The sequence below is a fragment of the Flavivirga eckloniae genome (assembly GCF_002886045.1).
GTDB classification, from domain to species: Bacteria; Bacteroidota; Bacteroidia; order Flavobacteriales; family Flavobacteriaceae; genus Flavivirga; species Flavivirga eckloniae.
On sequence record NZ_CP025791.1, the window covers coordinates 1655554 to 1682367 of the forward strand.

Consider the following 26814-nt stretch of genomic DNA (forward strand, 5'->3'; position numbering starts at 1 on the left):
GATAAAAATCATACGTGTATTCAAAAAGCATATCGTGTTATTTGTTAAAATCACGCTAAAAACATACAGACTTGTCTGTTTTTGCTTTTTTTGACATAAATTTGCCCAATGAAAAAATTAGGAGTAAAAGAACGCATTATTGAAACCGCTTCAGATTTGTTTTACCATAATGGTTTTAACCAAACGGGTATTAATCAAATTATTGCAGAAGCAGGAGTGGCTAAAGCTAGCATGTATCAGCATTTTAAGTCTAAAGAAGACATTGCCGTAGCTTACTTGGTTAAAAGACATGCACTGTGGATGGAGCAATTATTAAATTTTCTTTCAACAAAAAATACACCTAAAGACAAGGTCATTGGCTTATTTGATTTTTTAACAGATTGGTTATGTGAAGTAGATTTTAGAGGCTGTGGTTGGCAAAATATTATTACAGATTTACCAAACGATCATGATAAAATCAGAAATCAAGCCATAAATCATAAAAATGAAGTAAGGAGCCATATTCACACCATCTTAAAAGACGAATATTCAGAAGAGCAGTCCAAAGAATTAGGAGATCAGATATTAGTGCTCATTGAAGGCGCCATTATTTTATCTCAAATACAAAAAAACAAATGGCCAGTCCTTACTGCTAAAAATGCAGCAATCTGTTTATTAAAATAAAAATGAAAACTAAACCATAACAATTTTATCAAAAAAGAACAGACTTGTCTGTTCAAAATAAAACTAAATTTGAAAAAGTTAATACCATGAAAAACACTAGTGATATTGCATTCACTCCAGCAGTGAAAGAGCTTCAAGAAAAATTTGGATCAAGAAAAACATATGAACACATGGAACTATCGGGAGGGTGGCAACACGAAATCAATTCAAACTTGTTCCACATACTAAAAAACATGGACTCCTTTTATTTCGGTACTTCAAATAGTAACAATCAACCTTATATACAACACAGAGGCGGCCCAAAAGGTTTTCTAAAAGTGCTTGATAATAAAAGATTAGCCTTTGCAGATTTCTCCGGAAACAAACAATACATTTCTATTGGAAACCTCAGCGAAAACAATAAAGCCTATATTTTCTTGATGGATTATGCCAACTTAACCAGAATTAAGATTTGGGGAACAGCAGAAATTGAGGAAGGCGATACAGAATTAATTAATTCTTTATTTGATGAAGGCTATAATGCTAAACCTGAAAGAGCCATCATTTTTACAGTTGAAGCTTGGGATGTCAATTGCAGACAACATATTCAACGTCGTTTTACACTAGAGCAGATTGAAGAAGTAACAAAGCCTTTATACGATACAATTAAAGCTTTAAAGAAAGAAATAAACAACTTAAAGATTAATTAGCTTTAATAGTAGTAGTAAAACTCTAATCTAGGATATAGACAATAAAATGTTAAATTTTTCAGCAAATGTTGCATATGCAACATTTGTTTTATATGTTTGCCGCATGAAATATGATTACGCACATTGTATAGGGAACAGACTAAGATGCTTATCTAGAACTGTAGATAGAGATTTTAGAGCAAGTTTGTAGGACTATGGTATAACCGAAAGCCAGTTAAGCATACTGTTCGCATTAAAAAAATTAGGAAAAGTTGAACAAGGCAAAATTGGGGAAACCTTAATTTTAGAAAGATCGACTGTGAGTAGAAACGTGAAATTGTTAGAAAAAATTGAGGTCATTACAAAAACATCTAACTATCGCCCAGAAATAGAGTTAACAAAAAAAGGACAAGGCTTAATAAATACCCTGACCCCTATTTGGGAAAAATTAATGGATAATTTTATAGAAAAGCTAGGAGAAAATGGCCTTGAAAGTATCAAGTATTTAGAAGAAAAGTTAAGGTAAAAAAATTTATCACAAATGTTGCATATACAACTTAAACATTAAACCATGAAACAACAAAACAAAGTAGCTAAATTTTTCAATTTCATAACATCTTATCATAAGATGATATTGACATTAAGTATCATAATAATGATAGGTATTGCTTCCTTTATTCCTAAAATGACAAAAGATACTAGTTACGATGCCTTCTTACCAAAAGATGACCCCATCTTGGTTTTTAGAAATCAAACTAAAGAAACTTTTGGATTAAAAGATCCCATGGTAATTGCCATAGTAAATGAACAGGGAGTCTTTAACAAAAAAACCTTAGAGTTAGTTCATGAATTGAGTGAACGTTTAAAAACTATTCCTGGCATAGATCCAGATGAAATTACAAGTTTATCGACAGAAAATAATATTGTTGGTACAGATGATGGTCTTGAGGTTGATACTTTTTTTGAAATTAGCGAATTAACCGAAAACAAAGCAATTGAAGTCGCTAAGGCTATAGATGATTTTGAATTATATCAAGGTAGTCTAGTTTCTAATGATCATACCACTACCCTAGTCGTAGCAGAAATGTTAGATAGCTATGACAAAAAACAACATGAAGTTTATAAAAGTTTAATAGCTCTGTTAGATGAATATAAAGCTCGCAATGAACAGTTTTATTTAGCAGGCGAAGGTGCTATTAGTGGTTATCTAATTAGATATATTGATGAAGATGCCATAAAAACGAACCCTTTTGCAGCACTTATCATTTCAATTATACTAATTTTTGCATATAGAAGGCTACGCGGTCTTATTTTACCAAACATCATGGTATTGGCCTCTGTAGGTATCGCACTTGGGGCCATGGCAGCTTTTGGTGTGGATTTCTTTGTTATCACCAATGGTCTGCCTGTGGTACTTATCTCGATAGCAGTTGCAGACGGCATTCATATACTTGGGGAATACTATGAAACAGCAGCAAAGCACCCTGAATATACCCAAAAGGAATTGGTTGTTTTAACCATGATTCATATGTGGCGCCCTATTACAATTACGTCCATTACTACCATAGCTGGTTTCTTAGCAATTGCAGCTTCGGCATATATGCCACCAATGACTTACTTTGGATTATTTGGGGCATTGGGTGTTTTCGCAGCACTTGTTTATGCCATTTTTATGATTCCATCTGCCATGATGTTTTTAAAACCTCAATTAAGTAGTGCTTATAAACCTAATCAAAAAATGGACGCTTTCGGTAAGATCATGGTACGTATAGGAGTACTCGTTTTAAACTATCCGAAAACAATAGTTACAATTGCTTTAATCATTATTGCTTTTGGTCTTAATGGCGCTTTTAAACTTGTTATCAATGAAGATCGTATTAAGAATTTCCAATCGGATGAACCTATTGTAAAATCGGATGCTTTAATAAACAATAAAACAGATGGTACCTCTTATTTAGATATCCTTATAGAAACACCAGAATCTGAAGATATTTTTGACCCAAAAAACCTTCTTAAAATGGAAGCTTTGCAAAATTACGTTGAAACCTTACCTCATGTTAAGGGAAGTATTTCAATTGTAGATTTCTTAAAAAAAATGAATCAATCATTAAATGAAAATAATCCTGATTTTTATACAATTCCAGATGATAAAGAATTAATAGCACAATATTTTCTCCTCTATTCAGCAAGTGGTGACCCAACAGATTTTGATAATTACGTAGACTACGATTACCGTTTGGCTAATATTAGATTAAGCATGGACACAGGAGAATATTTATTCGAAAAACCCGTAGTAGAACAAACCCAAGCATATATAACTGAACATTTTAATAATGGTGACATTAAAGCAACAACAACAGGAAAAGTAACAGTAGATAGTTATTGGATAAACCGATTAGGTTATAACCATTTTATAGGTGCTGGACTTGCTTTATTAGTTGTTTTAATTTTTTCAGCTTTAAGCTTCAAGTCATTTTGGGCCGGCGTATTAACCATCATTCCTGTATCGATATCTGTATTATTTATATATACTGTTATGGGCTTACTAAATATTTGGTTAGCCGTAGGAACTTCTATGTTTGCTGCAATTGCTATTGGTATTGGAGTAGACTTTGCAGTGCATACTGTTGATAAACTAAAATTTCTCTTAAACGAAAAAAGGTTATCTACTAAAGAGGCTTATAGCGAATTCTACAAATCTGCAGGACGTGCATTACTATTTAATTTTTTAGCTCTAGCCTTAGGCTTTAGTGTTTTAATGACAAGCTCTGTTCCTCCTTTAAGTCAATTTGGCTTTTTAGTAGCTGTAGCTGTAACTGTTAGCTTTATTGGTAGTTTAACATTGCTTCCAGCTATCATCCTTCTATTAAAACCAAAATTTTTAAACATAGCAAAATAAAAATAGTACTTAATAACATTCACAACTTAAAAAAGTAAAAATGAAAACAATATTAGTTTTAGGGCTTTTAACAATAGGATTGTTATTCCCAGCAAACAGCATCGCACAATCTTTACCTTCTGGTAAAAATATAGCCGATAACACTTACGCTAGAAATGAAGGTATTTCCCTTAATCGAACATTAACTATGGAACTTAAAGATAAAAGAGGTAAAACTCGAATACGTAAAACAACCTCACTTCGTAAATATTTTGGAGACGAAAAGCGTTTAGCCATTTTTTACCTAACACCTAAGAGTGTGATGGGAACTGCATTTTTAACATACGATTATCCTGATGCTTCTGTTGACGACGATCAATGGTTATACATGCCTGCTTTAAGAAAAACAAGACGTATCTCTGCTTCCAATAGGGGTGATTATTTTCTAGGAACCGACTTAACCTATGAGGATATTAAACTAGAAACTAGAATTAGTAAAGATGATTACAACTATAAAACGATAGGTTTAGAAACGGTTGATGGAAAAACTTGTTATGTTTTAGATGGTACTCCAAAAAATAATACCATAGCAAAAGAATTGGGATATAGTAAAGTTAAACTTTGGGTAGATACTAACATTTGGATGCTTCGAAAAGCAGAAAGCTGGGATGTTGCAGGAAATCATTTAAAAACAACCTTGATAAGTGACATTAAAAAGGTTCAGGGTATCTGGACGTATCATAAAATAGAAGTGAAAAACCATAAAACCAATCACGAAACCATTTTTAGAATTAGTGATGTAGATTATAAAACAGAACTCAACGATGATGTTTTCACAAAAGAGACATTGGTTAACGGCTTATAGATTCAATTATCAACTTATAAACCTAAAACTATGTCATTAAGATATTCTGTATTCATGATCTTACTCTGCTTTTTTTTAGGAGTACATGGGCAAGAAAAACAAAACAAATTTAAAAAATCCTTTAAGGCAAGTCTAGTTATCGACTCCGATTTCTCATATGAGTTTAAGTCAGAAAAAAGTCAAAAATCCGAAGTCATTTTAAAACCGGAATTCTCATACAAACTTAATAGAAACTCAAAATTTATATTAAAAGGACAACTTTATACAGATTTTAGTGACAACCTTGAAGTTGGAGTACCAAAAGAAGAGACTGTTTCTAATTTTAGTAAACGTCTCTTCATTGGAGATAGAACAAGTTTAGAATTAAGAGAATTTTATTTTCACACTAAGATTCAAAAAAAACTAGATTTAACTATTGGTAAACAGCAAATTGTTTGGGGAGAAACGGATGGTTTGAAATTATTAGATGTTGTAAATCCTCAAAATTTCCGTGAGTTTATTTTAGATGACTTTGAAGATAGTCGAATTCCACTTTGGTCATTAAAAGCAGAGTTCGATATTAAAAGCATTGATATACAAATAGTTTGGATTCCAGATAACACATATCACATAACACAAGGCTTTGACGCTCCTTTTTTCACTAAAAGTCTATTTAAGAGTCCACCAGAAGGAGTTCAATCAACTTTAAATGAGGTTAAAAGACCAAAACGTTTTTTTGCAGATTCAGATGTTGGCTTTAAATTAAACACTTTCAATAAGGGATGGGATGTATCGTTAAACTATTTCTATTACTTTGATGACTTACCGGTTTTTTACAATAAACTTCAGTTCAATGAAAACAATGATCCATTAATTGTAATCAACCCGAAATTTGAACGGCAACATCTGCTTGGTGGTACTTTCAATAAAGTCTTTGGATCATCAACATTTAGAGGAGAAATAGCTTATATCTTTAATCAAAATTTCGCTTCCAATAAACCAGAAGCCAATTTAGGAATTGAAACAAGTGATCAATTTAAGTCTGCCATTGGAATCGATTATATAAAGGGAGAACATATTATTAGCGCACAATTATTTAGCGATATAATAACTCATGATATTTCACCATATAATCGTGATATATTTGAAACCAATATATCCTTAAAAGTGTCTCAAGAAATGATGAATGATAACCTTAATTCGGAAGTTATTTGGGTTCATAATGCAAATCATGGGGATGGGTATATTAAACCACAAATAAGCTATTGGTTAAACACAAATACGCAGTTATTTTTAGGAAGTAGTATTTTTTATGGTAATGAAACTAATCTTTTCGGCCAATTTAAAGATAGAAGTAGAACCTCTTTAGGAATGCGTTGGGGTATTTAAAAACAAGAATTAATACCCCTTTACGTTAAAATTAAGCATTTGCCTTATTTTATTGTAAATCTCGGGAAATTGGGTTCTGAACTCTTGTGGGGTTTCTATAAAGTTTTCGATAGCTACCGCTAAAAACTCAAACTGGTTTGTAAAGGCATATCTTCTAAAGTAATCAGACGCTTTTAATTCATCACGTAATGATTCATTTTTAGCAAACAACGCCGATAACTCTTTAAATGTATCGCTAAAAATAATAGAGCTTACATCGCGTTCCTTCATACTATTAATATGAATAGCGTGGGTGATCTCATGTATTCCCAAGTTCAAATTATCATTCTCATCACTAAACCCCTGTACAAAATCTTCCCATGATAATACCAGAGCCTTTAATCTAGGATTAAATTCACCTTTATGATTTGCTTTATTTATATTAGAATAAAAAGCTTTCGGATATATTACAATTTTCGAAATAATACCAATATAAAAATCGCGAAAACCAAAGGTTAACATAATAGCGGTAGCAGCTATTAAAACCTTCATCTCGTCTGTAACCGTAAGGCCATCCCTACCTATAAAATCTTTATCTATTATAAAAGAGGCTACACGATGTTCAAAATACTGTTTCTCTTTGTCGGTAAGTTTGTTATAAAAAGAAACCTGTTTCGTTAAAATATATTTTTGATTCTTATTTAAACGTCTTAAACGAAAATAAAAATGATTGTATAATGGACGCTTGTATTTAAGTACAAAACCCATCTCTATCATTTTCATGCCATAGTTTATAAATATATACCCCATGGCGACAAAAAAAATGCCTAGAATGATTTTACTTCCTAAAGTATATTGTTCTATTAGTAGAATTTGGAACATATGATGCTTAACGCTCTTAATTAAAATATAATATATACTAAATGTTAATTATTCGCGTAAAATAACTAATTAAAAAGCAGAGTTAAGCAACAATATTAGATTTTATTATGGTTTAAACTTTATTTTATATCAACCGATAAAACAAAATTATGTGCCGTCATAAATAGTTTCTTTTCATCTTTACCTAAAGCACAATTGGCTGTTAATTGCCCTGTATAAATTCTAGCCAATAGCTTGCCACTTAAATTAAAGATTAAAACACCTTTGGGTCCTGTGGCAAACATGTAGTTGTTTTTTGAGATTTTGAGTCCGTCTGGAAGTCCTTGATAGCCTTCTTTTTCTAAAAAAGGATTGGCATCGTAAAATACTTTTTTATTGGCTACTTTACCGGGTTCAACAATATCATACTCATACCAGGCAGCATTTTCTATGTTAGAAACTGCTACATACAGTTTAGAATTATCGGGTGATAGACAAAGCCCATTTGGAAACTTTAAAGCATCATCAAGTAGCAACAATTCACCAGTAGAAAGCAAACAATAAACACCCTGGAAATCTAATTCTTTGCCAGGATCTTTCAACATTAAAGGTAATCCATATGGTGGGTCTGTAAAATAAAGGTTACCGGCTTTATCAAAGGCACCATCATTAGGACTGTTAAGTTTCTTTCCTTTATAATTATTAATTAAAAATTCATAATCTGGTTTGGGGTTAGACATTGATGGCTTCATTTTAGCCACTGCCCTATTACCATGTTGCATGAGTACTAATTCGCCTTTCGCATTTACCAATAAACCATTAGATCCTGGTTCTGAACCTGTAAAACTATCAGCAGACAACCCTGAAGGATGTAAATAGGTTATGGTATCTTTTTGAGCATCTAACTTATAGACTTTATTATTCGGAATATCAGAAAACAATAGATAATTACCATCTTTAACCCAAACAGGACCTTCCGTCCAAGAAAAACCACTAGCTAGAACCTCTATTTTTGAATTAGGATCAATGGCATTAAGCCCCTCATCGTCAAAGATTTCAATTTTAAAAAAGGCTTCCATCTCTTCTTTAGTCCTTGGTTTCCAATTGCCTTGTTGTATCTTCAGTTCTTCAATAGTATTTGCGACTTCCTCCTTATTACCTTCTTTTACAACCTCATTGTCTTCTTTTACAACTTTATTTTTATTTTCTTCTTTACAAGAATTTAAAAAGAATACAGCAACGATTAATATACTTAAGATATGTTTCATAGTGTTTTATAATTTATTCTACCATTCGTTAAAATTCCCATCAATTCCACGCCAGATAGGGTTTGACCAGTCGTGACCAATTTTTACGCCTTCTTTTAATTTTTCTTCATTGATTTCTACTCCCAAACCTGGTTTTTTAAAGAGCTCTATATAACCATCTTTTACTTCAAAAACTTCTGGGTTTAAAACATAATCTAATAAATCAAACCCTTTATTGTAATGAATACCCAAACTACTTTCCTGAATAATAGCATTTGCAGAAACAAAATCCAGATGTAATGCTGAGGCTAAAGAAATTGGCCCTAAAGGACAATGAGGAGCTAAGGTTACATCATAAGCTTCTGCCATAGTAGCTATACGTCTAACTTCTGAAATACCACCTGCATGACTTAAGTCTGGCTGAATAATATCAACCGTTCCCTGTTCTAACAGCGGTTTAAAATCCCATCTAGAAAACATGCGTTCTCCTGTAGCTATGGGAATACTGGTATATCCATAAATATGTTTTAATGCTTCATTATTTTCACTTAGCACAGGTTCTTCAATAAATAAAGGTTCGTAGGGTTCTAATTCGTCTATAAGACGCTTTACCATGCCTTTGTGTATTCTGCCATGAAAATCTAAACCAATATCTAAATTGGTTCCAAATTCTTCTCTTAATAATTTAATATTATCTGCTACTTTTTTTACGTCTTTTATAGAAGCTATCCAGTCCATGCCTCCAGTAGCGTTCATTTTTACTGCTTTATAACCTGCATTCACTTTTTCATGAGCCTGTTCTAATACAACATCTGGATTATCACCGCCAATCCAACAATACATTTTCATTTTATGGCGTACAGCCCCTCCTAAAAGTTCGTATACAGGTACTCCTAAAGATTTACCTTTAATATCCCACAAGGCTTGATCTATACCAGAAATTGCACTCATTAAAATAGGACCTCCTCTATAAAAACCTCCTCTATATAGAACCTGCCAAATGTCTTCAATGTGCTTAGCAGATTTTCCGATAAGGTATTTTTCTAACTCCTTTATACAGGCTTGTACTGTATCTGCTTTGCCTTCAACTACAGGCTCTCCCCATCCAATAATACCTTCTGCTGTTGTAATTTTAATAAATAACCACCTAGGAGGTACCTTGAAAAGTTCAATTTTTTCTATTATCAGCTCATTTTTCATGAATGAATCTTTTTTAACACTTGTTCTGCTAACTCGGCTATATCTTCAAAATCCTGTTGATTCTGTACTGGTTTTACCAAATTACCTCCCAGTCCAAAACCAGTTACTCCTGCATCTTTCCAATCTTGAAGGTCCTCTGGAGCAATGCCTCCAACTGCAAAAAAGTCGACTTTATCCAATGGCCCTTTTACTGCTTTAAAATAATTGACTCCCATTGCGGCACTAGGAAAAAGCTTTACAATATCTGCTTCACCCTCTACGGCATCACAAATTTCTGTTGGTGTAAGAGCTCCCATTAATACTGGCACTTCTTTTTTATGAGCTAGCTTAACCACATTAATGTTGGTATTTGGCGTTACTAAAAATTGGGCTCCGGCATTAATGGCATCTGCTGCAATATTGGTATTTATAACTGTTCCTGCTCCAACAAGAATATTAGGATACTCATTACGAGTCCGCTTTATTTCTTCTAAATACCCGGGTGTATTCGATGTAATTTCCAACGCTTTTACTCCTCCTGCTACTAATGCTTCTACAACCTCAGCCACGTGTTTTTGTTGTTTCAATCGAATAACCACCACTAGTTTTTCTGCTTTAATACTTTTTACTATGTCTCTTCTACTCATCGTAATACGTGTCCTGATATGTTACCTTTTAAAATTGAAAGAATTTCTTCTTCTGTACTTGTATGTTGATCTCCTTTTATGGTATGTTTTAATGCAAAGGCTGCTGTAGCGAAGCCTAAAGCTTTATCTAAATCCCACTCGTGACCTAAACCATGTAAAAACCCCGCTGCAAATGCATCGCCTGTTCCAAAGCGATCTTTAATTTCAACGTCATAACCATTGGAAACAGCTACTTCACCATCCATTGAAGCTACCCCAGACAACTTATTTTCACTGGCAGAATGGTGTTCCCGTACTGTAAATGCAAATTGATTTAACCCAAAAGTTTTTTTTGCTTTTTCTATGGTATTAATAGTCTTCTCGATAGGATTTGATCCTGTAACATCTATATCGTATACATCTTTAAGAACACCTGTGTTTCCGAAAAGTAAATCGGTATGTTCTAATATACCGTCGAATATATTTCTGGCATCCTTTTTATCTTTCCAAAGTGTTCTTCTAAAATTCATATCAAAACTTACTTTAACGCCCATTTGTTTGGCCATTTTTGCTACTAATAGCGTCTCTTCTGCACATGATTTAGACAGAGCTGGTGTAATTCCCGAAATGAATAACCATTTTTGATTTTTTAATATGGTTTCCCAATCCAACTCACCTTTAGTTATTTCGCTAATCGCGGAGTTGGCACGATCGTAAACAACACTGGATGGTCTTATAGAAGCTCCTATTTCTATAAAATAAGTTCCTATTCTATGACCTCCCCTAATAATGTTTTGCGTGGATATGCCAAAACTTTGTAATGATCTTATCGCGCCATCACCCAAGGGATTCAAAGGCAGTTTAGTAACAAACTGCACCTGATTATTTAGAATTGCCAACGAGCTAGCTACATTAGATTCCGAACCAGCATAGTGCACTCCAAAGGTTTGCGCCGAATTTATTTTCCCAGCATGGTCTCCAGGGGTTAATCGTAACATGATTTCTCCAAAAGTTATAAAACTCATAGTCTTACCAATTTGTTAATGATCCATCATCTCTTCTTAAACGTGGAATGTCTACCAGAGTAAACGCTCTTTCCATAGCCAAATCTTCATTGAACTCAACACCCAATCCAGGTGTATCTGTAACCGGATATCTGGCACCTTCCAATTTGGGCTGTTCCGGATAAAATTCTGGAGCATTAGTTCCCATATATTGTGCAGGGGTATTTACTTCTTCCAAATAACTAAAATTAGGGCAAGCCGCGGCTACATGTATGGTTGCGGCTGTGCAAATAGGCCCTAACGGGTTATGAGGCATTAAATCGATATAATGGGCTTCTGCCATGGCAGCTACCTTCATCGACTCTGTAATCCCCCCTACATTGCACACATCTATACGTGCGTATTGGGTTATATTTTTTTCTAAATATGGCATGAATTGCCATTTACTGGAAAATTCTTCTCCTATAGCAAAAGGCACATCTATCATATTACGCAAGCTTTGGTATGCTTCCGGACTTTCATCTCGAATAGGTTCTTCTATAAAGTCTATCGTGCCTACCGGCATACGTTGCATGAAGGAATACGTTTCTGCGGCCGTAAGTCTGGTGTGATAATCGATGCCAATAGTAATATCTGGCCCTACTTCTTCTCGAAGTTCGGTAACCCATTTAGACAACTTGGCAATAGATTCCCTTGGTTCAAATCTGCTAATATCTTCTTGCGATTCAAATTCGGCAGGGGCTAACCTTAAAACAGTCCAACCTGCTTTCACACAGGTTTTAGAATAATCGATCAACTCTTCTTTAGTGGCAAAACGTACTGATGCAAAACATGGCACATAATCTCTTTGTTTACCTCCCAATAATTCATAAACAGGTACACCAAGTGCTTTTCCTTTAATATCGTATAAAGCTATATCGATGGCAGAAATTGCAGCAGCAAAAACACGTCCGCCCTCAAAATATTGTCCTCGGTACAACTCTTGCCATATGGCTCCAATTTGCCTAGGGTCTTTGCCTATTAAAAAGGTTTTAAAGTGTTTTATTAAACCCACTACAGCCAATTCCCTACCGGAAAGCCCCGAAGCTCCCCAACCATAAAGACTTGAATCTGTTTCTACTTTTACAACCAATTGAACTCCGGAAGCACCAATGTTAATTGGATATGTTTTAATGTCTGTTATTTTCATTTTTTATTTTTTTGGAACTATTCGTTCTACTTTGCCTACTAAAAATGTATAAGAGAAAAATCCTAAGAAGGCAATAGCCGCAATAAATATAAGTGCTGGACTAAAATCGCCATCCTTAACCAAATATCCTATAACTATAGGTATAACAATTCCCGATAATCCCCCTATAAAGTTAAAAGCCCCTCCAACGAGCCCTAAGTTTTCCTTAGGTGCTATTAACGAAACGAATACCCAGGCGATACTTGCCAGACCTGTTCCGAAGAATGCTATGGCTAAAAAGAGGATGATAAAAAATGTATCGTCGGTATAATTAGCTCCGATAATGCTGGTTGACAATAACATGCCTATAATTATAGGTGCTTTTCTTGCTATTTCGTTAGACACGCCTTTTTTGATTAAAAAGTCTGAAGTAAAGCCAGATAACAACACCCCTACAAAGGCTGCCAAGAATGGTAACGATGCCAAGTAACCCGATTTTATAAAATCCAGTCCTCTAAATTCTACTAAATATGTTGGAAACCAGGTGAGGAAAAACATGGTGGTTGCTCCTAAACAAAACTGCCCCAGATAAATTGCCCAAAGCTTTCTATAAATAAATGCCTGACCAAAATATTTCAAAGCTTGTTGAAGCCCTGAAGCAGAAAATTCGACTTTTGTTTTTGTCTTTTCTTTAGGTTTTGCTTCTATAAGCCCTCCACCCTCTTCTATGTATTCTAATTCCGATTTACTTACCGATTTATGATTTTTCGGATCTCTATAAAACATATACCAAATCACGGCCCATATTATGCCTATAATTCCAGATACAACAAACAGACCACGCCACCCCAAGGCATCTTGAATTAACGTGAGTACAGGCATTAAAAATGCTAGTCCTAAAAATTGTCCAGATGTATAAATTGCTATAGCCGATGCGCGTTCTTTTTCGGGAAACCAACGACTTACTACTAAGTTATTTATAGGATATGATGGTGCCTCAAAAACGCCTATACTGGCTCTTAGCCCTAATAATAAAGCAAACGAATTTACCAATCCCTGTAATAATGTTGCTATGGACCAAAACGTTAATATAAACGCATATAATATTCTGGATTTTATCTTATCGGCTACAATGCCTCCAGGAATTTGTAAAGCGGCATAAAACCAACCAAAAGCAGAAAACACGTACCCCATTTGAATGGTGTCTATTTCTAAATCTTTTCTTAGTGCAAAGGCTGCTACAGAAATATTGGTTCTATCAAGATAGTTTATTACAACTGTAACAAATATCATGGCTAGAATATTATAACGTTTTCTGGTTTCAGGAGTTTTAGACATTTCTTTGGTTGTTTTATATCACATTAAAATCAAGAATCTGTCTTAAATTTTATGTGATATTTTATTATTATCTCAAATATAGTTCTTTAACAATATCGTGATACGTCCAAAACCAAAAAGAGTAACACTAATTCAACAAATAACATAACAAATGGTTATCATATATGTTAAAATAATAGCAATTTCGCAATAAAATATCTGAATATCAATAACCTAACTGTACTAAAAAATCAAACTAATACTAGTACCCAACTCTACTTTACTTTTAATTTGAATTTTCCCTTTATGAAGTAGCATAATTTCTTTACAGAGGCTAAGACCTACGCCACTACCGTTTTTCTTTGTGCTAAAAAATGGAATGAATACCTCTTCTTTAATTTCATTGGGAATGCCTTTTCCATTATCGGTTATTTTTAATACGGCATGGCCTCCTATATTTTTAAAAGCTGAAAGATTAATTATTGGGTTTTCTTTTTCTTTACAGGCTTCTACCGCATTAAGTATTAAATTAATTAATACCTGTTCTATTAAATAAGAATCCATTTCTATTTCTGTATCCGAATTATCAATGTCAAAATGGAGTTTAATATTTTTATTATTAAGAGAAGGCTCCATTAAAGTCTTGATGTTACCAAATAAACTTGATACCAAAACCCTACTCAGGTTTAGGTTTGTAACTTTATTAAGACTCCTGTATGTTTTGGCAAATTTTAATAAGCCTTCGCTTCGCTTTTTTATACTTTCTATACCATCTTCCAAATCGGTTATTTCAAGTTGGTGATCAACCGGATGTTCAATAGATTGTTGCACTTTTAACTGTAATGTTTCTGCCAATGAAGAAATAGGTGCTATGGAGTTCATAATTTCATGCGTCATAACACTAAGTAATTTCCGCCATGCTTCAGATTCAGTTCTGTTTAAAGTATCGTCGATATTTTGTAAAACGATCAATTTAAAAGTGGTTTCTTCTATTAAAAAGATAGAGCTTGAAATTAATACTTTTAAGTTTTCATTATCTACGTGAACTGTAATGCTATCCCCTTTTGTATAGCTATTTTCAAAAACAGTTTCGTAAAGTTCTGGGGTTCTTTTTTCAACAAAATGTACCGTTTTCAAAGACGGAATACTCAATGTTTTTTTAAAAGAATCGTTAACCCATAAAACATCTCCGGACTCTATATTATAAGCAATAATACCCGTATCGATTAATTCCAGAATTTTTTGAAGGTATAGGTGTTGTGCTTCTTTTTCCTGATTAATTTCTTTGATGGTTTTATTTACCTCATTAAATCCTCTGTGAAGTTCTTTTATATCTTCTGCTCCCGATTGCTCTGAGTACCATCTGGAAAAATCTCTATATTTTACAGACTCGAAGAAATCATCCATTTCATCAAAACGCCTTTTATTAAACTTATAAAGGTTTGTGAAAAAATAAACAACAACAATAATGATAGGAATTATACTAATAACAGCAATTGGTGTATTGTCTTTATAATCTAGTTTATCAATAGCAAATGCTAATCCTGCAAGCGATAAAAACAAAATAAAAACTCTAACAAGCAATGCCCATTTGTACTTTCTATAAGCCATATTTATTTAATCTTCTATAGAGTGCCGTTCTCGTAATCCCTAATTCTTTGGCCGATTTGGTAATATTGCCATTATTCTTTTCTATAACTTTTAGAATGGTTGTTTTCTCTACTTCTTCCAAATTAAGCGTACTTTCTTTAATATGGCTTGTTCTTTTTTCTATAGGCGAAAAAACCAAATCTTCTTCTGTTAGCGTATTACCATCTGCCATAATAACTGCTCTTTCCAAAGCATATTGAAGCTCGCGCACATTACCCGGAAAATAATAACTCTCTAGTTTTTTTATAAAACCGTCTTCTAAATTAAAACTTGATTTTAAATATTTTTCGGCATACAATTCGATAAAATGATTGGCTAACAGTATAATGTCTTTTTCACGATTTCTTAGTGGAGGCATCATAATTTCCACTGTATTAATTCGGTAGATAAGGTCTTTCCTGAATTTAGCTTCGTTTGCTAAAACCGAAATATCCAGATTTGTAGCACAAATGAGTCTAATATTTATTGGAATTGGTTTATTTGAACCAAGAGGTGTTATATGTCTGTTTTGAAGCGCCGTTAAAAGGCGTGCTTGTTGTTGTAAACTTATATTTCCTATTTCATCTAAAAATAATGTACCGCCATCGGCTGCTTCAAATCGTCCTTTTCTATCTTCTTTAGCATCTGTAAAAGCACCTTTCTTATGCCCAAATAATTCACCTTCAAACAATGTAGAGGTTAAAGCACCAACATCTACTTTAACAAAAGGTTTGTTTTTTCGTAAAGAGTTATCGTGTATCGCTTTAGCTATTAAATCTTTTCCTGTACCGTTTTCTCCAAGAATTAAAATATTCGCATCTGTAGGAGCAATTTTTTTAACCTTTAAAAAAACGTCTTGCATAACATGGCTATTCCCTATAATCTCTACGCCTGCTATAACTGTAGCTTCTTTTTTATTTTTTCCGGATACTTTTTTCTTAAGAATATCGGTAATGGATTGAATTAACTTTTCATTCTTCCAGGGCTTAATTAAAAAATCCTGGGCACCCTCTTTCAAGGATTTTATAGCTAAATCCAATTCGCCATAAGCAGTAATTAATATAACGCTTAAATCTTTATCGATCTCTTTAATCTTATTAAGCCAGTAAATACCCTCATTACCGGTATTAACCAAACCATTAAAATTCATATCGAGTACAACAATATCAAATTTCTTTTTTCTAATTAAAGAAATAATATTGTTTGGATTCTTCTCTGTAACGACTTCTTTAACTTTCGATTTTAATAGAAGACGCATGGCTGTTAATACATCTGTATCATCATCGACAACCAATATATTAGCATTTTTTAACAACATAAATACAATATTACAATTTTATTGCCCTCTTAAAGAATTAGTGCTCTATAAAATAAAGGTAAGTCCCATAGTGTTTTAATACCGAACATGAGTGTATCAAAACCGTACACACCCCTTACTCCACACAAACATAAACCGCTCAAAATAAACCATTTAGTGTTTTGGCACAGTTATCACTTATAACAGAATAATATAATTAGTATTTATGGACATCCCAATAGAAAAGAAAAGATTTACCAAGTCGAAAATTGCAATGATTGCAGGCTCAATCTTATTAGTATCATTTATAATTTATGTAATAGCGTCTTCTGGCGGAAAATCAAAATTAAATGTAGACACCGAACGCATTATGGTGAGTATAGTTAAAGATGGTGTTTTTCAGGAGAATATTCCTGTAAGTGGTATTGTATTACCTATTACAACCATTTATTTGGATGCTCTTGAAGGTGGGCGTGTTGATGAAATATTTGTTGAAGATGGTGCCATAATGAAACAAAATGACCCCATACTTCGTCTTTCTAATACAGATTTGGAGTTGAGTTTAGTAAATCAGGAAACATCGGTTTATAATTTGCTTACTCAAATGCAAATTTCTCAAAACGCGGCAAGACAGAATACCATTAACAAATTAAACCAAATGACCGATGTTGAAAATGCCTTAATTGAAGCAACCAGAGTATTTAAACTCAATAAAAAGTTATATGAACAAAAAGCAATAGGTCGTAACGAATTTAAAGAGTCTGAAAACAATTATAATTATCAGAAACAACGTATGCAGTTGGCAGTACAAATATTGAAACAAGATTCTATATCTGTAAAACAGGAAAGTGCACAAGCTAATAGTTCTTTTTCCAGAACCCAAAGTGCCTTGAAACTCATGCGGAAAAAAGTAGGCGATTTAGTGGTAAGAGCACCCGTAGATGGTCAATTAACTTCTTTAGATGCCGAAATCGGACAGTCAAAAAACAAAGGCGAACGTTTGGGGCAATTGGATGTTTTAAGTGGTTTTAAAGTACGTGCAGATATTGACGAACATTATATTTCCAGAATTTATACTGGACAATATGGTTCTTTTCCTTTTAATGGCAAGGACTATAAATTAAAAATTAAAAAAGTTTACACCCAAGTCACCAATGGACGTTTCCAGGTGGATATGATTTTCGAGGAAACCATTCCTGAGGGCATTCGTAGAGGTCAATCATTACAAATTCGATTAGCTTTAAGCGACGAAAAACAAGCTTTGCTTGTTCCTAAGGGAGGTTTTTTTCAACAAACTGGTGGTAATTGGATTTTCAAATTAAGTGATGATAGTAAAACAGCTTATAAAGCAGATATCCAACTAGGCAGTAAGAATACAGAATATTATGAAGTGTTACAAGGGTTACAACCTGGAGATAAAGTAATAACTTCCAGCTATGATAACTTTGGAGATAAACAAGAATTGATATTAAAATAAAACAATATTTCGCCATTATGGGGAGGTTACCAGAATGCACTGAGTGCTTTCGAAATGTGATAATCTAACAGAACTAAAAATAAACAGATTGCCACGTCGTCCCTCCTCGCAATGACACAAAAAAACTAATTATGATCAAAATAACAGATTTAGAAAAGTATTATAAAACAGACGAATTACAAACCATAGCTTTAAACAAATTGTCTTTTGAAGTAAAAAAGGGAGAATTCGTAGCCATTATGGGACCATCGGGATGTGGTAAATCAACATTACTTAACATTATTGGCATGCTAGATAGTTCTGATGGCGGGAGCTTTATTTTTAATGATGAGGAAATCATTCATTACAATGAACGTAAACGTGCCAATATTCGTAAGCATAATATTGGTTTTGTATTCCAAAGTTTTAATTTGATTGACCAACTTACTGTTTTTGAAAACGTAGAGTTACCCTTAATATATACCGGAGTTAGTAAAGCAGATAGAAAAAAGAAAGTACACGAGGTTTTAGAAAAAATGCAGATTATGCATAGACGTAAACACTTTCCGCAACAGCTTTCTGGTGGACAGCAACAAAGGGTAGCCGTAGCTAGAGCTGTAGTAAACAATCCGAAACTTATTCTAGCCGATGAGCCCACAGGAAATCTGGATAGTAGCAATGGTAATGAAGTTATGGATTTATTAACTGAATTAAACGAACAAGGAACCACCATCATTATGGTAACACATAGTGAGCATGATGCTAAATTTTCGCATCGTATTATACGTATGTTGGATGGTCAGAAAGTGACTGAAAACAGTTTGATATAATTAAAACCATGATACGTAACTATTTCAAAATAGCGTGGCGGAACCTTATTAAGAACAAAGGGTATTCTCTAATCAATATCGGAGGCCTATCCATTGGTATGAGTTGTAGCATTCTTATTTTTTTATGGGTTCAGGACGAAACGAGTTATGATAAATTTCACACCAACGCAAATCAAATTTGTAGACTTACGGTTGATGCAGGAAGTGGTGATTTTAAAGCAGCAGTTAGTCCAGCTGGAATGGCATCTGGTCTTCAAGATGAAATCTCAGGAATAGAATCGACCGTGCGGATAAGTAAACCAATTACGTCTTTATTTGAAGCAAATGATCTTAAATTTGAGGAACAACGTGTTTTTTATGTTGATGCCAACTTTTTGGAGATGTTTGATTTTTCTTTACTTAAAGGTGATGTTAAAACCGCATTACAAAACCCTAATGGTATACTCATAACAGAGACCACTGCTATAAAATATTTTGGAAGCGAAGATGCTTTAGGGAAATTTATAAAGAAAGATAATAATGATGTCTTCACTATTACCGGAATACTAGCAGACACGCCCTCCAATTCTCACTTACAATTTGATATTATCTTACCCATGGCCTACTTAGCAAAAACAGACAGAGGCCTGATCAATAATACATGGAGTGATTTCAATTTTTATTCTTACATCCAATTTAATAAAGGTCATAATTTATCCTTTAAGGCACTCGTTGATCTTGAAGATAAAGTAAATCAAGTCTACGCTTCCAGAAGTCCCAAATTTCAACCTAAATTTAAGTTACAGCCTCTCACCGATATTCATTTGCATTCTTCTAATTTACAAATAGATCTTTCGGGTCATGGCAATATTCAATATGTAAATATTTTTATTATAATTGCCCTTATCGTTTTATTAGTAGCTTGTATTAATTTTATGAATCTTGCCACGGCTCAATCATCTCGAAGAGCTAAAGAAGTGGGGCTTCGAAAAGTAATTGGAGCCAAAAGAAATCAATTGATATTTCAATTTTTAAGTGAATCGATACTCATCTCATTTATTTCCTTATTCATTGCTATTTGTATTATATACTTAGTAATGCCTCTATTCAATAATTTGACTGAAAAACAGATTGTATTTCAATTGTTAGATAATAAAGTATGGTGGTTGTATTTAATTTTTATCGGAGCAATTACTGGTCTTATCTCAGGGAGCTACCCAGCATTATTCCTCTCCAGCTTTAAACCTATTAAAACAATTAAAGGGAGACTAGGATCTAATAATGAGAATTTGATATTTCGAAACGGATTGGTTATTACTCAATTTGTTGTTTCTGTTTTTCTTCTCGTAGGAACCGTTGTTGTATACAAACAGTTAAATTTTATAAAAGACAAAAATCTAGGATTTGATAAATCAAATCTTTTGTATGTCCCTGCAAAAGGTGAAATATATAATAAACGAGGTGCTTTAAAAACATTATTGCAACAAAACCCTCTTACCAGTAACTTCTCTATGGTATCCGATCTACCAACTAATCTAATTTCGGGAGCTACTAATGTAAAATGGGAAGGGAAAGATCCTAATTCACTAATTGTGTTTCCTAGCATGTACATAGACGAGAATTTTACCGATGTTTTTCAAACGGAGATACTTCGTGGTCGTGGTTTTTCTGAAACATTTGGAACCGATGCGTCCAATTATGTTATCAATGAAAAAGCAATGGAAGTCATGGGTATGAATTTAGAAACAGTTATTGGAAATACCATGACGTTTCAAAATAAAAAAGGAACTATTATTGGCGTTGTAAAAGATTTTAATTTTAAATCACTACAATATGCTATTGAACCTCTCGTATTACATTATACTAAAGAAAGCGAAATACTTGTAGTTCGCACACAGCCCGGAAAAACAGAAGCTACTATAAAAGCATTAAAAGAGATTTATGGCAACCTAAACCCTGCATTTCCTTTTGTATATAATTTTGTTGATAAGGATCTTGATAATCAATATCGTGGCGAGCAACGAATGGGCACTGTTTTTAACCTATTTGCTATTCTAGCCATTTTTATTTCCTGTATTGGTTTATATGGATTATCAGCATTTATTGCAGAACAACGTATTAAAGAAATTGGGATACGAAAAGTTCTTGGAGCAAGTGTTTTTGGGTTAGTAAATATGCTTTCCAAAGACTTTTTTAAGCTTGTTTTAATTGCTTTGCTTATCGCTTCTCCAATTGCATGGTATTTAATGGATATGTGGCTTCAGGATTTTGCTTTTCATATAGATATACATTGGTGGATGTTTGCGCTATCTGGTATGATAATAGTTGTTATAGCCTTAATTACTGTAAGTTTTCAAACTATTAAAGCTGCCATTGTTAACCCCATTAAAAGTTTACGAACCGAATAAAACATCAATCAACAGACGCCGAAGCAAGTCTAGCATAAAAAAACAAACAGTTATGATACGAAACTATTTAAAAATCGCATGGAGAAGCTTTATAAAGGACAAAAGCTTTTCTGCTATCAACTTACTAGGGCTTGCAACTGGTTTTGCCATAGCTTTATTGATTATTCAATACGTTAGGTTCGAGCTTAGCTATGAGAATACGCATGAAAAGGCAAATAGAATTGTAAGGCTTACTTACGATATTATGGATGGAGAAACCATAAGTTCGCAAGACTGTGAAACAAACCCTCCTTTAGGAGCCAGGTTAAAAGCAGAATTAACAGAGGTCGAAAATTTTACCAGAGCCTATCAAATTGGAGAGCCCACTATAACTATAGAAGTTGATAATAAACCGTTCATTGTTGAAAAAACGTATGCTGCAGATCCTGCTTTCTTCGACGTATTCACATATCCTTTTTTGTACGGTAAAAAAGAAGATGCTTTTAGCAAACCCAATCAAGCTGTTTTAACAGAGACAGCAGCACTAAAATATTTTAATCGTAAAAATGTGATTGGAGAAACCATCACATTACCTGCATCAGGAATGGAAATTTTATTGGATGTAGTGGGAGTTATTCCAGACAGTCCAGCAAATACGCATTTAAAGTTTAATATGTTGATATCTTATGCCACTTTGCTAACAGACCCAATTATGCAAGCATTGTACGGTGAAACGGAGAATAATTGGAATGGAAACAACACATATACTTATGCTTTACTTGGTAAAAATGCGTCTTATGAAAGTTTTACAGATAAATTGGTAGGATTTAATAAACGCCTTAGGAACGAAAAGAAAATGCTAACAGACCGTGTAATTGGTCAAAAAATAGAAGATATCCATCTATATTCCAATAAGCCTTTCGAGCCAGAACCAAACGGTAGCGCTTCAACCGTGTTCTTCTTATTAGGTGTCGCTTTTTTGGTTATTATTAGTGCTTTTGTTAATTATATTAATTTAACAACATCCAAGGCACTGGACAGAGCTAAAGAAGTAGGTGTTAGAAAAGTTGTAGGCTCCACTAAAAGTCAATTAAGAGTTCAGTTTTTAATAGAATCTTTATTAATGAACCTACTTGCTGGTTTATGTGCTTTAGTTATTATTTCCTTTGTTAAAGATCACTTCATTGAGATAGCAGGAGTTCCTGATAATTTTAACGTCTTTACAGATATGTTTTTCTGGGGTACTCTTGGCGTATTTTTAATTTTTGGAGTAACGTTTTCTGGCACATATCCTGCTTTACTGCTCTCTTCTTTTAAGCCTTCACTTATTTTAAAAGGCAAATTCTCACATTCGTTTAAAGGTGTTTTGTTACGTAAATCTTTGGTTGTATTTCAATTTACAGTTACCATAGTACTGTTAATTTTAGTATTTACTATTAAATCGCAATTGAGTTTTTTAAGAACTATGGAGTTAGGTGTAGAGACAGATAATACGATAATAGTTAGAGCTCCTATACAAAATAATTCTGAACAACGATATAGTGTTTTTAAACAGAAATTATTGGCGAATTCCAGTATCATGAATGTTACTTTGTCTGGGGCTGTACCGGGAGAATTAGCAAGTCAAATGAGTACAACCGATGGTATTAATCTTTCTGAATCTTCCGAGAAGCACAATCATAATTTTTACATCAATACCATTGATGAAAATTTTATCTCCGTAATGGGCATGCAGTTGTTAGCTGGGACAAATTTTGACGAGGCAAGCACTCCTGAAAAAAGAGAAGTTATCGTTAATGAAAAGGCTCTCAAGTTGTGGAATGTTCGGGATAATGCATCAGTCATTGGTAAAACAATAAAGATGTGGGATGCCGAGTGGTCTATCAAAGGCGTCCTTAAAGATTATCATCAAGAATCGGCAAAAACGCCATTCGTACCCATTATCCATCGATTTTCGAACTCTTTTCATGGTTTAGCCAGTGTTAAGTTTCATCATGACAAACCGGAAAAACAGTTAGCCCAATTAGAAGAAATTTATAAATCGGTTTTTCCTGAAGCACCTTTTTCGTATTTTTTTATGGATACCGAATTTGATAAGCAATTTAAAGCAGACATCCGCTTTCAGTCCGTATTTAATATCCTTACTGGTTTTATCATATTAATTGCGTGTCTGGGCCTATTTGGCTTGGCATCTTTCACTGTTTTAAAACGTAAAAAAGAAATAGGAATTCGTAAAGTTGTTGGAGCAAGCATAGCAAATATCTTGGTACTACTATCAAAAAATTTCGTAAAAACAATTATGCTATCTATGCTTATTGGTACTCCCATAGCTTATCTACTGGCCAATAATTGGCTTGAGAACTTTGCAACCAGAATACCCCTAAATATATGGTTATTTATGATCCCTTTATTACTAGTTATGGGGCTTGTTATTTTTTCAATTAGCGTAAAAACAGTTAATGCTGCTTTAGTAAATCCAGTGAATTCGCTTAAACAAGAATAAAATACAAGAATATGATACGAAACTATTTAAAAATCGCATGGCGGAATTTGCAGCAACGAAAGGTGCATACAGCCATTAATATATTTGGGCTGACCATTGGTTTTGCTAGTAGTATGCTCATTTATCTTTTTATAAGTCATCATTTATCTTTTGACACATTTCATTCTAATTCAGATAGTATTTACCGATTGAACACTGAAGAGCATATCAATCAGGTTTACCATACCGCTACAGTACCTCCAGGTTTTGCAAAAGTGTTTAGAGAAGAATTTACTTTTGCCGATAAAGTAGCCAAAATTGTAAAACAAGAAGAATTAATAATAGATATTGGCGATGTAAAGTTCAAGCAAGATATCTCTTTTGTAGAAGAAGATTTTTTTAAGATTTTCAATTTCCCATTAGTAAACGAAAATCGTAACGTATCTATTTCTAATCCTAATACAGCGCTTATAACAGAAAAAAAGGCATTGAGTTTATTTGGTAAAAAAGATGTTGTAGGAGAAACGTTTGTACTTGAAAATAATAAAACCGTAAAAATTACCGGAGTTTTAAAAGATCTACCTAAAGCCACATTTTTAGATACTGAAATCTTTATAGCCTTCCAGAATCTTAAAGATATTTCAAGGTTTGCATCATCAGAAGGTTGGAATGGTACTATGAGCAGTTTACAATGCTTTACACGCCTTAAACCCAATCAAAATATAGGAGCCATTGAAACCGCGCTTTTAGAGCTTCCTAAAAAATACAGGCCAAAGGCCACAAACAGGCATGTTTACAAATTACAACCCTTGTCTAACATACATTTTAATAAAGATTACGGAGGACTTAACCCTAATTTCTTAATCATTTTTGGCGCCATTGGTTTGTTTTTAATTGGTATAGCATCCATAAATTTCATCAATATCTCAACAGCTCAAGCCTTTTATCGTTCTAAAGAAATAGGCGTACGTAAAGTTTTAGGAGGGCTTAAACAACAATTATTCTGGCAGTTTTTAGTAGAAACCTTTTTAATTAGCCTGCTTGCTGCACTTTTGGGAACTTTAGTCACCGCATTGGCATTACCATATTTCAATAATTTATTTGACTTACAATTAACTTTTAAAAGTCTTTTTGATATTAAATTCTTTACTTTTTTCACTGTTTTGCTAAGTGTAGTATCATTTCTAGCAGGGAGTTACCCTGGGTTGTTAATTGCCCGTATTACCCCTGTATTAGCGCTAAAAGGAAAGTTGAATCATAATGATGCGGGCGGTACTTCTACAAGAAAAATATTGGTAGTCACCCAATTTTCAATATCTATCATACTTATTGTAGCAACTCTGGTAATATCGAAACAAATTACCTATGCCATTAATGGTGAATTAGGCTTTGAGAAAGAGTCTATTGTCATGATGGATATTCCTCCTCATACAAAACACACCACACTAAATACTTTAAAAGAACGCCTAAGTAATATTTCTGGTGTACAACAGATTTCTAACTGTTTTAGTAGTCCTGGCGGGGCAAAAAATGCTTGGGGATCCACATTTCAATATAATAACAAATCAGAATCTGAAGAATTTCAGGTTTCAGTAAAAGCAGGAGATATAGATTTTATAAAACTATTTAATATTCCACTGGTTACTGGCCGTAGTTTCTTAAAAAATGATCAAACCACCGAGGTTATAGTTAACGAGAAATTTGTAGAAAAACTAGACGCTACTTCTGTTGAAGACGTTTTAGGGAAATCATTAGAATTACAAGGACATAAAACAACTATCGTAGGCGTATTTCGAAATTTTCATGATAGAAAATTCACAAAAGAAATAAATCCAATTGCAGTTATTCCTAATGCGGATTGGTATAGAGAGATCGCTGTAAAAATAGATTATTCAAATGCAAAAACTGCATTGACACAAATTGATGAAATATGGTCCCAAACTTTTAATGATTACATTTTTGATTATCGCTTTTTAGACGAACGCGTAGCAGAACAATATGAGTCTGAACAACGCTATCTTTTTCTTTCAAAATTATTTTCAGGGCTGGCTATTTTCATTGGGTGTTTAGGTATTTATGGCTTGATTCTCTTTTTTATAAATCAGCGCATTAAGGAAATAGGAATAAGAAAAGTATTAGGTAGCAATGTAAGGCACATTTTGGCTTTATTTTCCATAGATTTTGTAAAGCTCATTCTAATAGCCGGTATCATTTCTACTCCTATAGCCTGGTACATCATGGAACAATGGTTACAGGGTTATGTTTATAGAACCGACATTAAATGGTGGTATTTTGTAGTGGCCATCATGTTTACCTTAATAATAACTGTAATTACTATTAGCTATCAAACGGTTAGAGCTGCATTAACGAACCCTATTAAAAGTTTACGAACGGAGTAAAACATCATCAATCAATAGATACTGAAATAAATTCAGTACAAGAAAACGAACAACCATGATACGAAACTATTTTAAAATAGCCTGTAGAAACCTAGTAAATAACAAGGTATATTCTGTAATTAATATTGGCGGGCTAGTTGTTAGTATGACGGTAGCTATACATATAGGGTTTCGGATTTACAACCAACTTTCGTTTAATAAGACTCACGAAAATTATAATCGAATTGCTCAGGTCATGCAGCATCAAACCTTTAACGGCATTATAGGTGCTCAAACAAACCCTGCTCACAGTGAGTTTCCAAGCCATAAAAGCGGCTAGATCTAATCCTATAAAAAGTTTTAAGGACTGAATAGAAACTAATCAATTAAAAAATGGACATGAGTATTAGTATTAAAAAAATAAAGGATCTGGAAAAGGAAAATCTAGAGTTAAAATTAAGATTAAGTATTCTAAACCAAACTTTAATTATGGATAGTGATGAGCTAATATATTTAAAACTTTTAATTGACGAAATAGTAAAAACAGCGTAGT

The 26814-nt window shown here is 33.5% G+C and carries 22 protein-coding genes; 13 read left to right on the forward strand and 9 right to left on the reverse strand.

Translation table 11 applies throughout. The annotated features are described in order from the left end of the window. Positions 1–108 precede the first annotated feature (108 nt). The 6 genes from C1H87_RS06980 (at position 109) to C1H87_RS07005 (ending at position 6442) form a co-directional block, all read left to right on the forward strand. Positions 109–663 (forward strand): TetR/AcrR family transcriptional regulator, encoded by a 555-nt coding sequence (locus tag C1H87_RS06980; protein WP_102755122.1) that lies wholly within the window; start codon positions 109–111, stop codon positions 661–663. Between the two features lie 86 nt (positions 664–749). Next, on the forward strand, positions 750–1352 hold the full coding sequence (locus tag C1H87_RS06985; RefSeq protein ID WP_102755123.1) for a pyridoxamine 5'-phosphate oxidase family protein: 603 nt from the start codon (positions 750–752) through the stop codon (positions 1350–1352). Positions 1353–1551: 199 nt separating this feature from the next. Continuing rightward, positions 1552–1857, forward strand: a complete 306-nt coding sequence (locus C1H87_RS06990) for a MarR family winged helix-turn-helix transcriptional regulator (protein ID WP_102755124.1) — start codon at positions 1552–1554, stop codon at positions 1855–1857. Positions 1858–1902: 45 nt separating this feature from the next. Continuing rightward, entirely contained in the window at positions 1903–4230 is a 2328-nt protein-coding gene (locus C1H87_RS06995; RefSeq protein WP_102755125.1) for an efflux RND transporter permease subunit, read from the forward strand. Positions 4231–4270: 40 nt separating this feature from the next. Then, on the forward strand, positions 4271–5074 hold the full coding sequence (locus tag C1H87_RS07000; protein ID WP_102755126.1) for an outer membrane lipoprotein-sorting protein: 804 nt from the start codon (positions 4271–4273) through the stop codon (positions 5072–5074). Between the two features lie 30 nt (positions 5075–5104). Continuing rightward, on the forward strand, positions 5105–6442 hold the full coding sequence (locus C1H87_RS07005) for a DUF1302 family protein (RefSeq protein WP_158655143.1): 1338 nt from the start codon (positions 5105–5107) through the stop codon (positions 6440–6442). 9 nt (positions 6443–6451) lie between these two features. Here the strand turns inward: C1H87_RS07005 and C1H87_RS07010 are convergent, their stop codons facing one another. The 9 genes from C1H87_RS07010 to C1H87_RS07050 all read right to left on the reverse strand — a co-directional run bounded on the left by C1H87_RS07010 (position 6452) and on the right by C1H87_RS07050 (position 16770). Beyond that, positions 6452–7303, reverse strand: coding sequence for a zinc-dependent peptidase (locus C1H87_RS07010; RefSeq protein ID WP_102755128.1), 852 nt, complete (start codon positions 7301–7303; stop codon positions 6452–6454). Positions 7304–7422: 119 nt separating this feature from the next. Then, positions 7423–8550, reverse strand: coding sequence for an SMP-30/gluconolactonase/LRE family protein (locus tag C1H87_RS07015; RefSeq protein ID WP_233783382.1), 1128 nt, complete (start codon positions 8548–8550; stop codon positions 7423–7425). 18 nt (positions 8551–8568) lie between these two features. Next, a complete protein-coding gene (gene dgoD / locus C1H87_RS07020) occupies positions 8569–9729 on the reverse strand; it encodes a galactonate dehydratase (RefSeq protein WP_199769340.1) in 1161 nt (386 codons plus the stop codon). Continuing rightward, on the reverse strand, positions 9726–10355 hold the full coding sequence (locus tag C1H87_RS07025; RefSeq protein ID WP_102755129.1) for a bifunctional 4-hydroxy-2-oxoglutarate aldolase/2-dehydro-3-deoxy-phosphogluconate aldolase: 630 nt from the start codon (positions 10353–10355) through the stop codon (positions 9726–9728). The genes dgoD and C1H87_RS07025 overlap by 4 nt, the downstream gene beginning before the upstream one ends. Next, positions 10352–11359 carry a sugar kinase gene (locus C1H87_RS07030; RefSeq protein ID WP_102755130.1) on the reverse strand — a complete coding sequence of 336 codons (1008 nt, stop codon included), beginning with the start codon at positions 11357–11359 and terminating at the stop codon, positions 10352–10354. Before C1H87_RS07030 ends, C1H87_RS07025 begins: the two co-directional genes overlap by 4 nt. Positions 11360–11363: 4 nt before the next feature. Then, positions 11364–12527 (reverse strand): mandelate racemase/muconate lactonizing enzyme family protein, encoded by a 1164-nt coding sequence (locus C1H87_RS07035; protein ID WP_102755131.1) that lies wholly within the window; start codon positions 12525–12527, stop codon positions 11364–11366. Positions 12528–12530: 3 nt separating this feature from the next. After that, on the reverse strand, positions 12531–13844 hold the full coding sequence (locus C1H87_RS07040) for an MFS transporter (RefSeq protein WP_102755132.1): 1314 nt from the start codon (positions 13842–13844) through the stop codon (positions 12531–12533). A gap of 222 nt (positions 13845–14066) precedes the next feature. Next, the gene (locus C1H87_RS07045; RefSeq protein WP_102755133.1) at positions 14067–15434 is read right to left on the reverse strand and encodes a sensor histidine kinase; all 1368 of its coding nucleotides are present in this window, start codon (positions 15432–15434) and stop codon (positions 14067–14069) included. Then, positions 15424–16770 carry a sigma-54-dependent transcriptional regulator gene (locus C1H87_RS07050; protein ID WP_102755134.1) on the reverse strand — a complete coding sequence of 449 codons (1347 nt, stop codon included), beginning with the start codon at positions 16768–16770 and terminating at the stop codon, positions 15424–15426. Before C1H87_RS07050 ends, C1H87_RS07045 begins: the two co-directional genes overlap by 11 nt. A gap of 205 nt (positions 16771–16975) precedes the next feature. Between C1H87_RS07050 and C1H87_RS07055 the strand changes: the two genes are divergently transcribed. The 7 genes from C1H87_RS07055 to C1H87_RS23290 all read left to right on the forward strand — a co-directional run bounded on the left by C1H87_RS07055 (position 16976) and on the right by C1H87_RS23290 (position 26813). Beyond that, positions 16976–18226 (forward strand): efflux RND transporter periplasmic adaptor subunit, encoded by a 1251-nt coding sequence (locus tag C1H87_RS07055; RefSeq protein ID WP_102755135.1) that lies wholly within the window; start codon positions 16976–16978, stop codon positions 18224–18226. A gap of 131 nt (positions 18227–18357) precedes the next feature. Continuing rightward, on the forward strand, positions 18358–19035 hold the full coding sequence (locus tag C1H87_RS07060; protein ID WP_102755136.1) for an ABC transporter ATP-binding protein: 678 nt from the start codon (positions 18358–18360) through the stop codon (positions 19033–19035). Positions 19036–19043: 8 nt separating this feature from the next. Then, the gene (locus C1H87_RS07065) at positions 19044–21422 is read left to right on the forward strand and encodes an ABC transporter permease (protein ID WP_102755137.1); all 2379 of its coding nucleotides are present in this window, start codon (positions 19044–19046) and stop codon (positions 21420–21422) included. A 52-nt stretch (positions 21423–21474) separates the two neighbouring features. Beyond that, complete coding sequence (locus C1H87_RS07070; RefSeq protein ID WP_102758200.1) at positions 21475–23904, forward strand: ABC transporter permease; 2430 nt, start codon at positions 21475–21477, stop codon at positions 23902–23904. Between the two features lie 11 nt (positions 23905–23915). Further along, positions 23916–26282, forward strand: coding sequence for an ABC transporter permease (locus tag C1H87_RS07075; protein ID WP_102755138.1), 2367 nt, complete (start codon positions 23916–23918; stop codon positions 26280–26282). A 55-nt stretch (positions 26283–26337) separates the two neighbouring features. Beyond that, positions 26338–26601, forward strand: coding sequence for a hypothetical protein (locus C1H87_RS23285; RefSeq protein ID WP_158655144.1), 264 nt, complete (start codon positions 26338–26340; stop codon positions 26599–26601). Positions 26602–26660: 59 nt separating this feature from the next. Then, the gene (locus C1H87_RS23290) at positions 26661–26813 is read left to right on the forward strand and encodes a hypothetical protein (RefSeq protein WP_158655145.1); all 153 of its coding nucleotides are present in this window, start codon (positions 26661–26663) and stop codon (positions 26811–26813) included. The last annotated feature ends 1 nt before the right edge of the window (position 26814 follow it).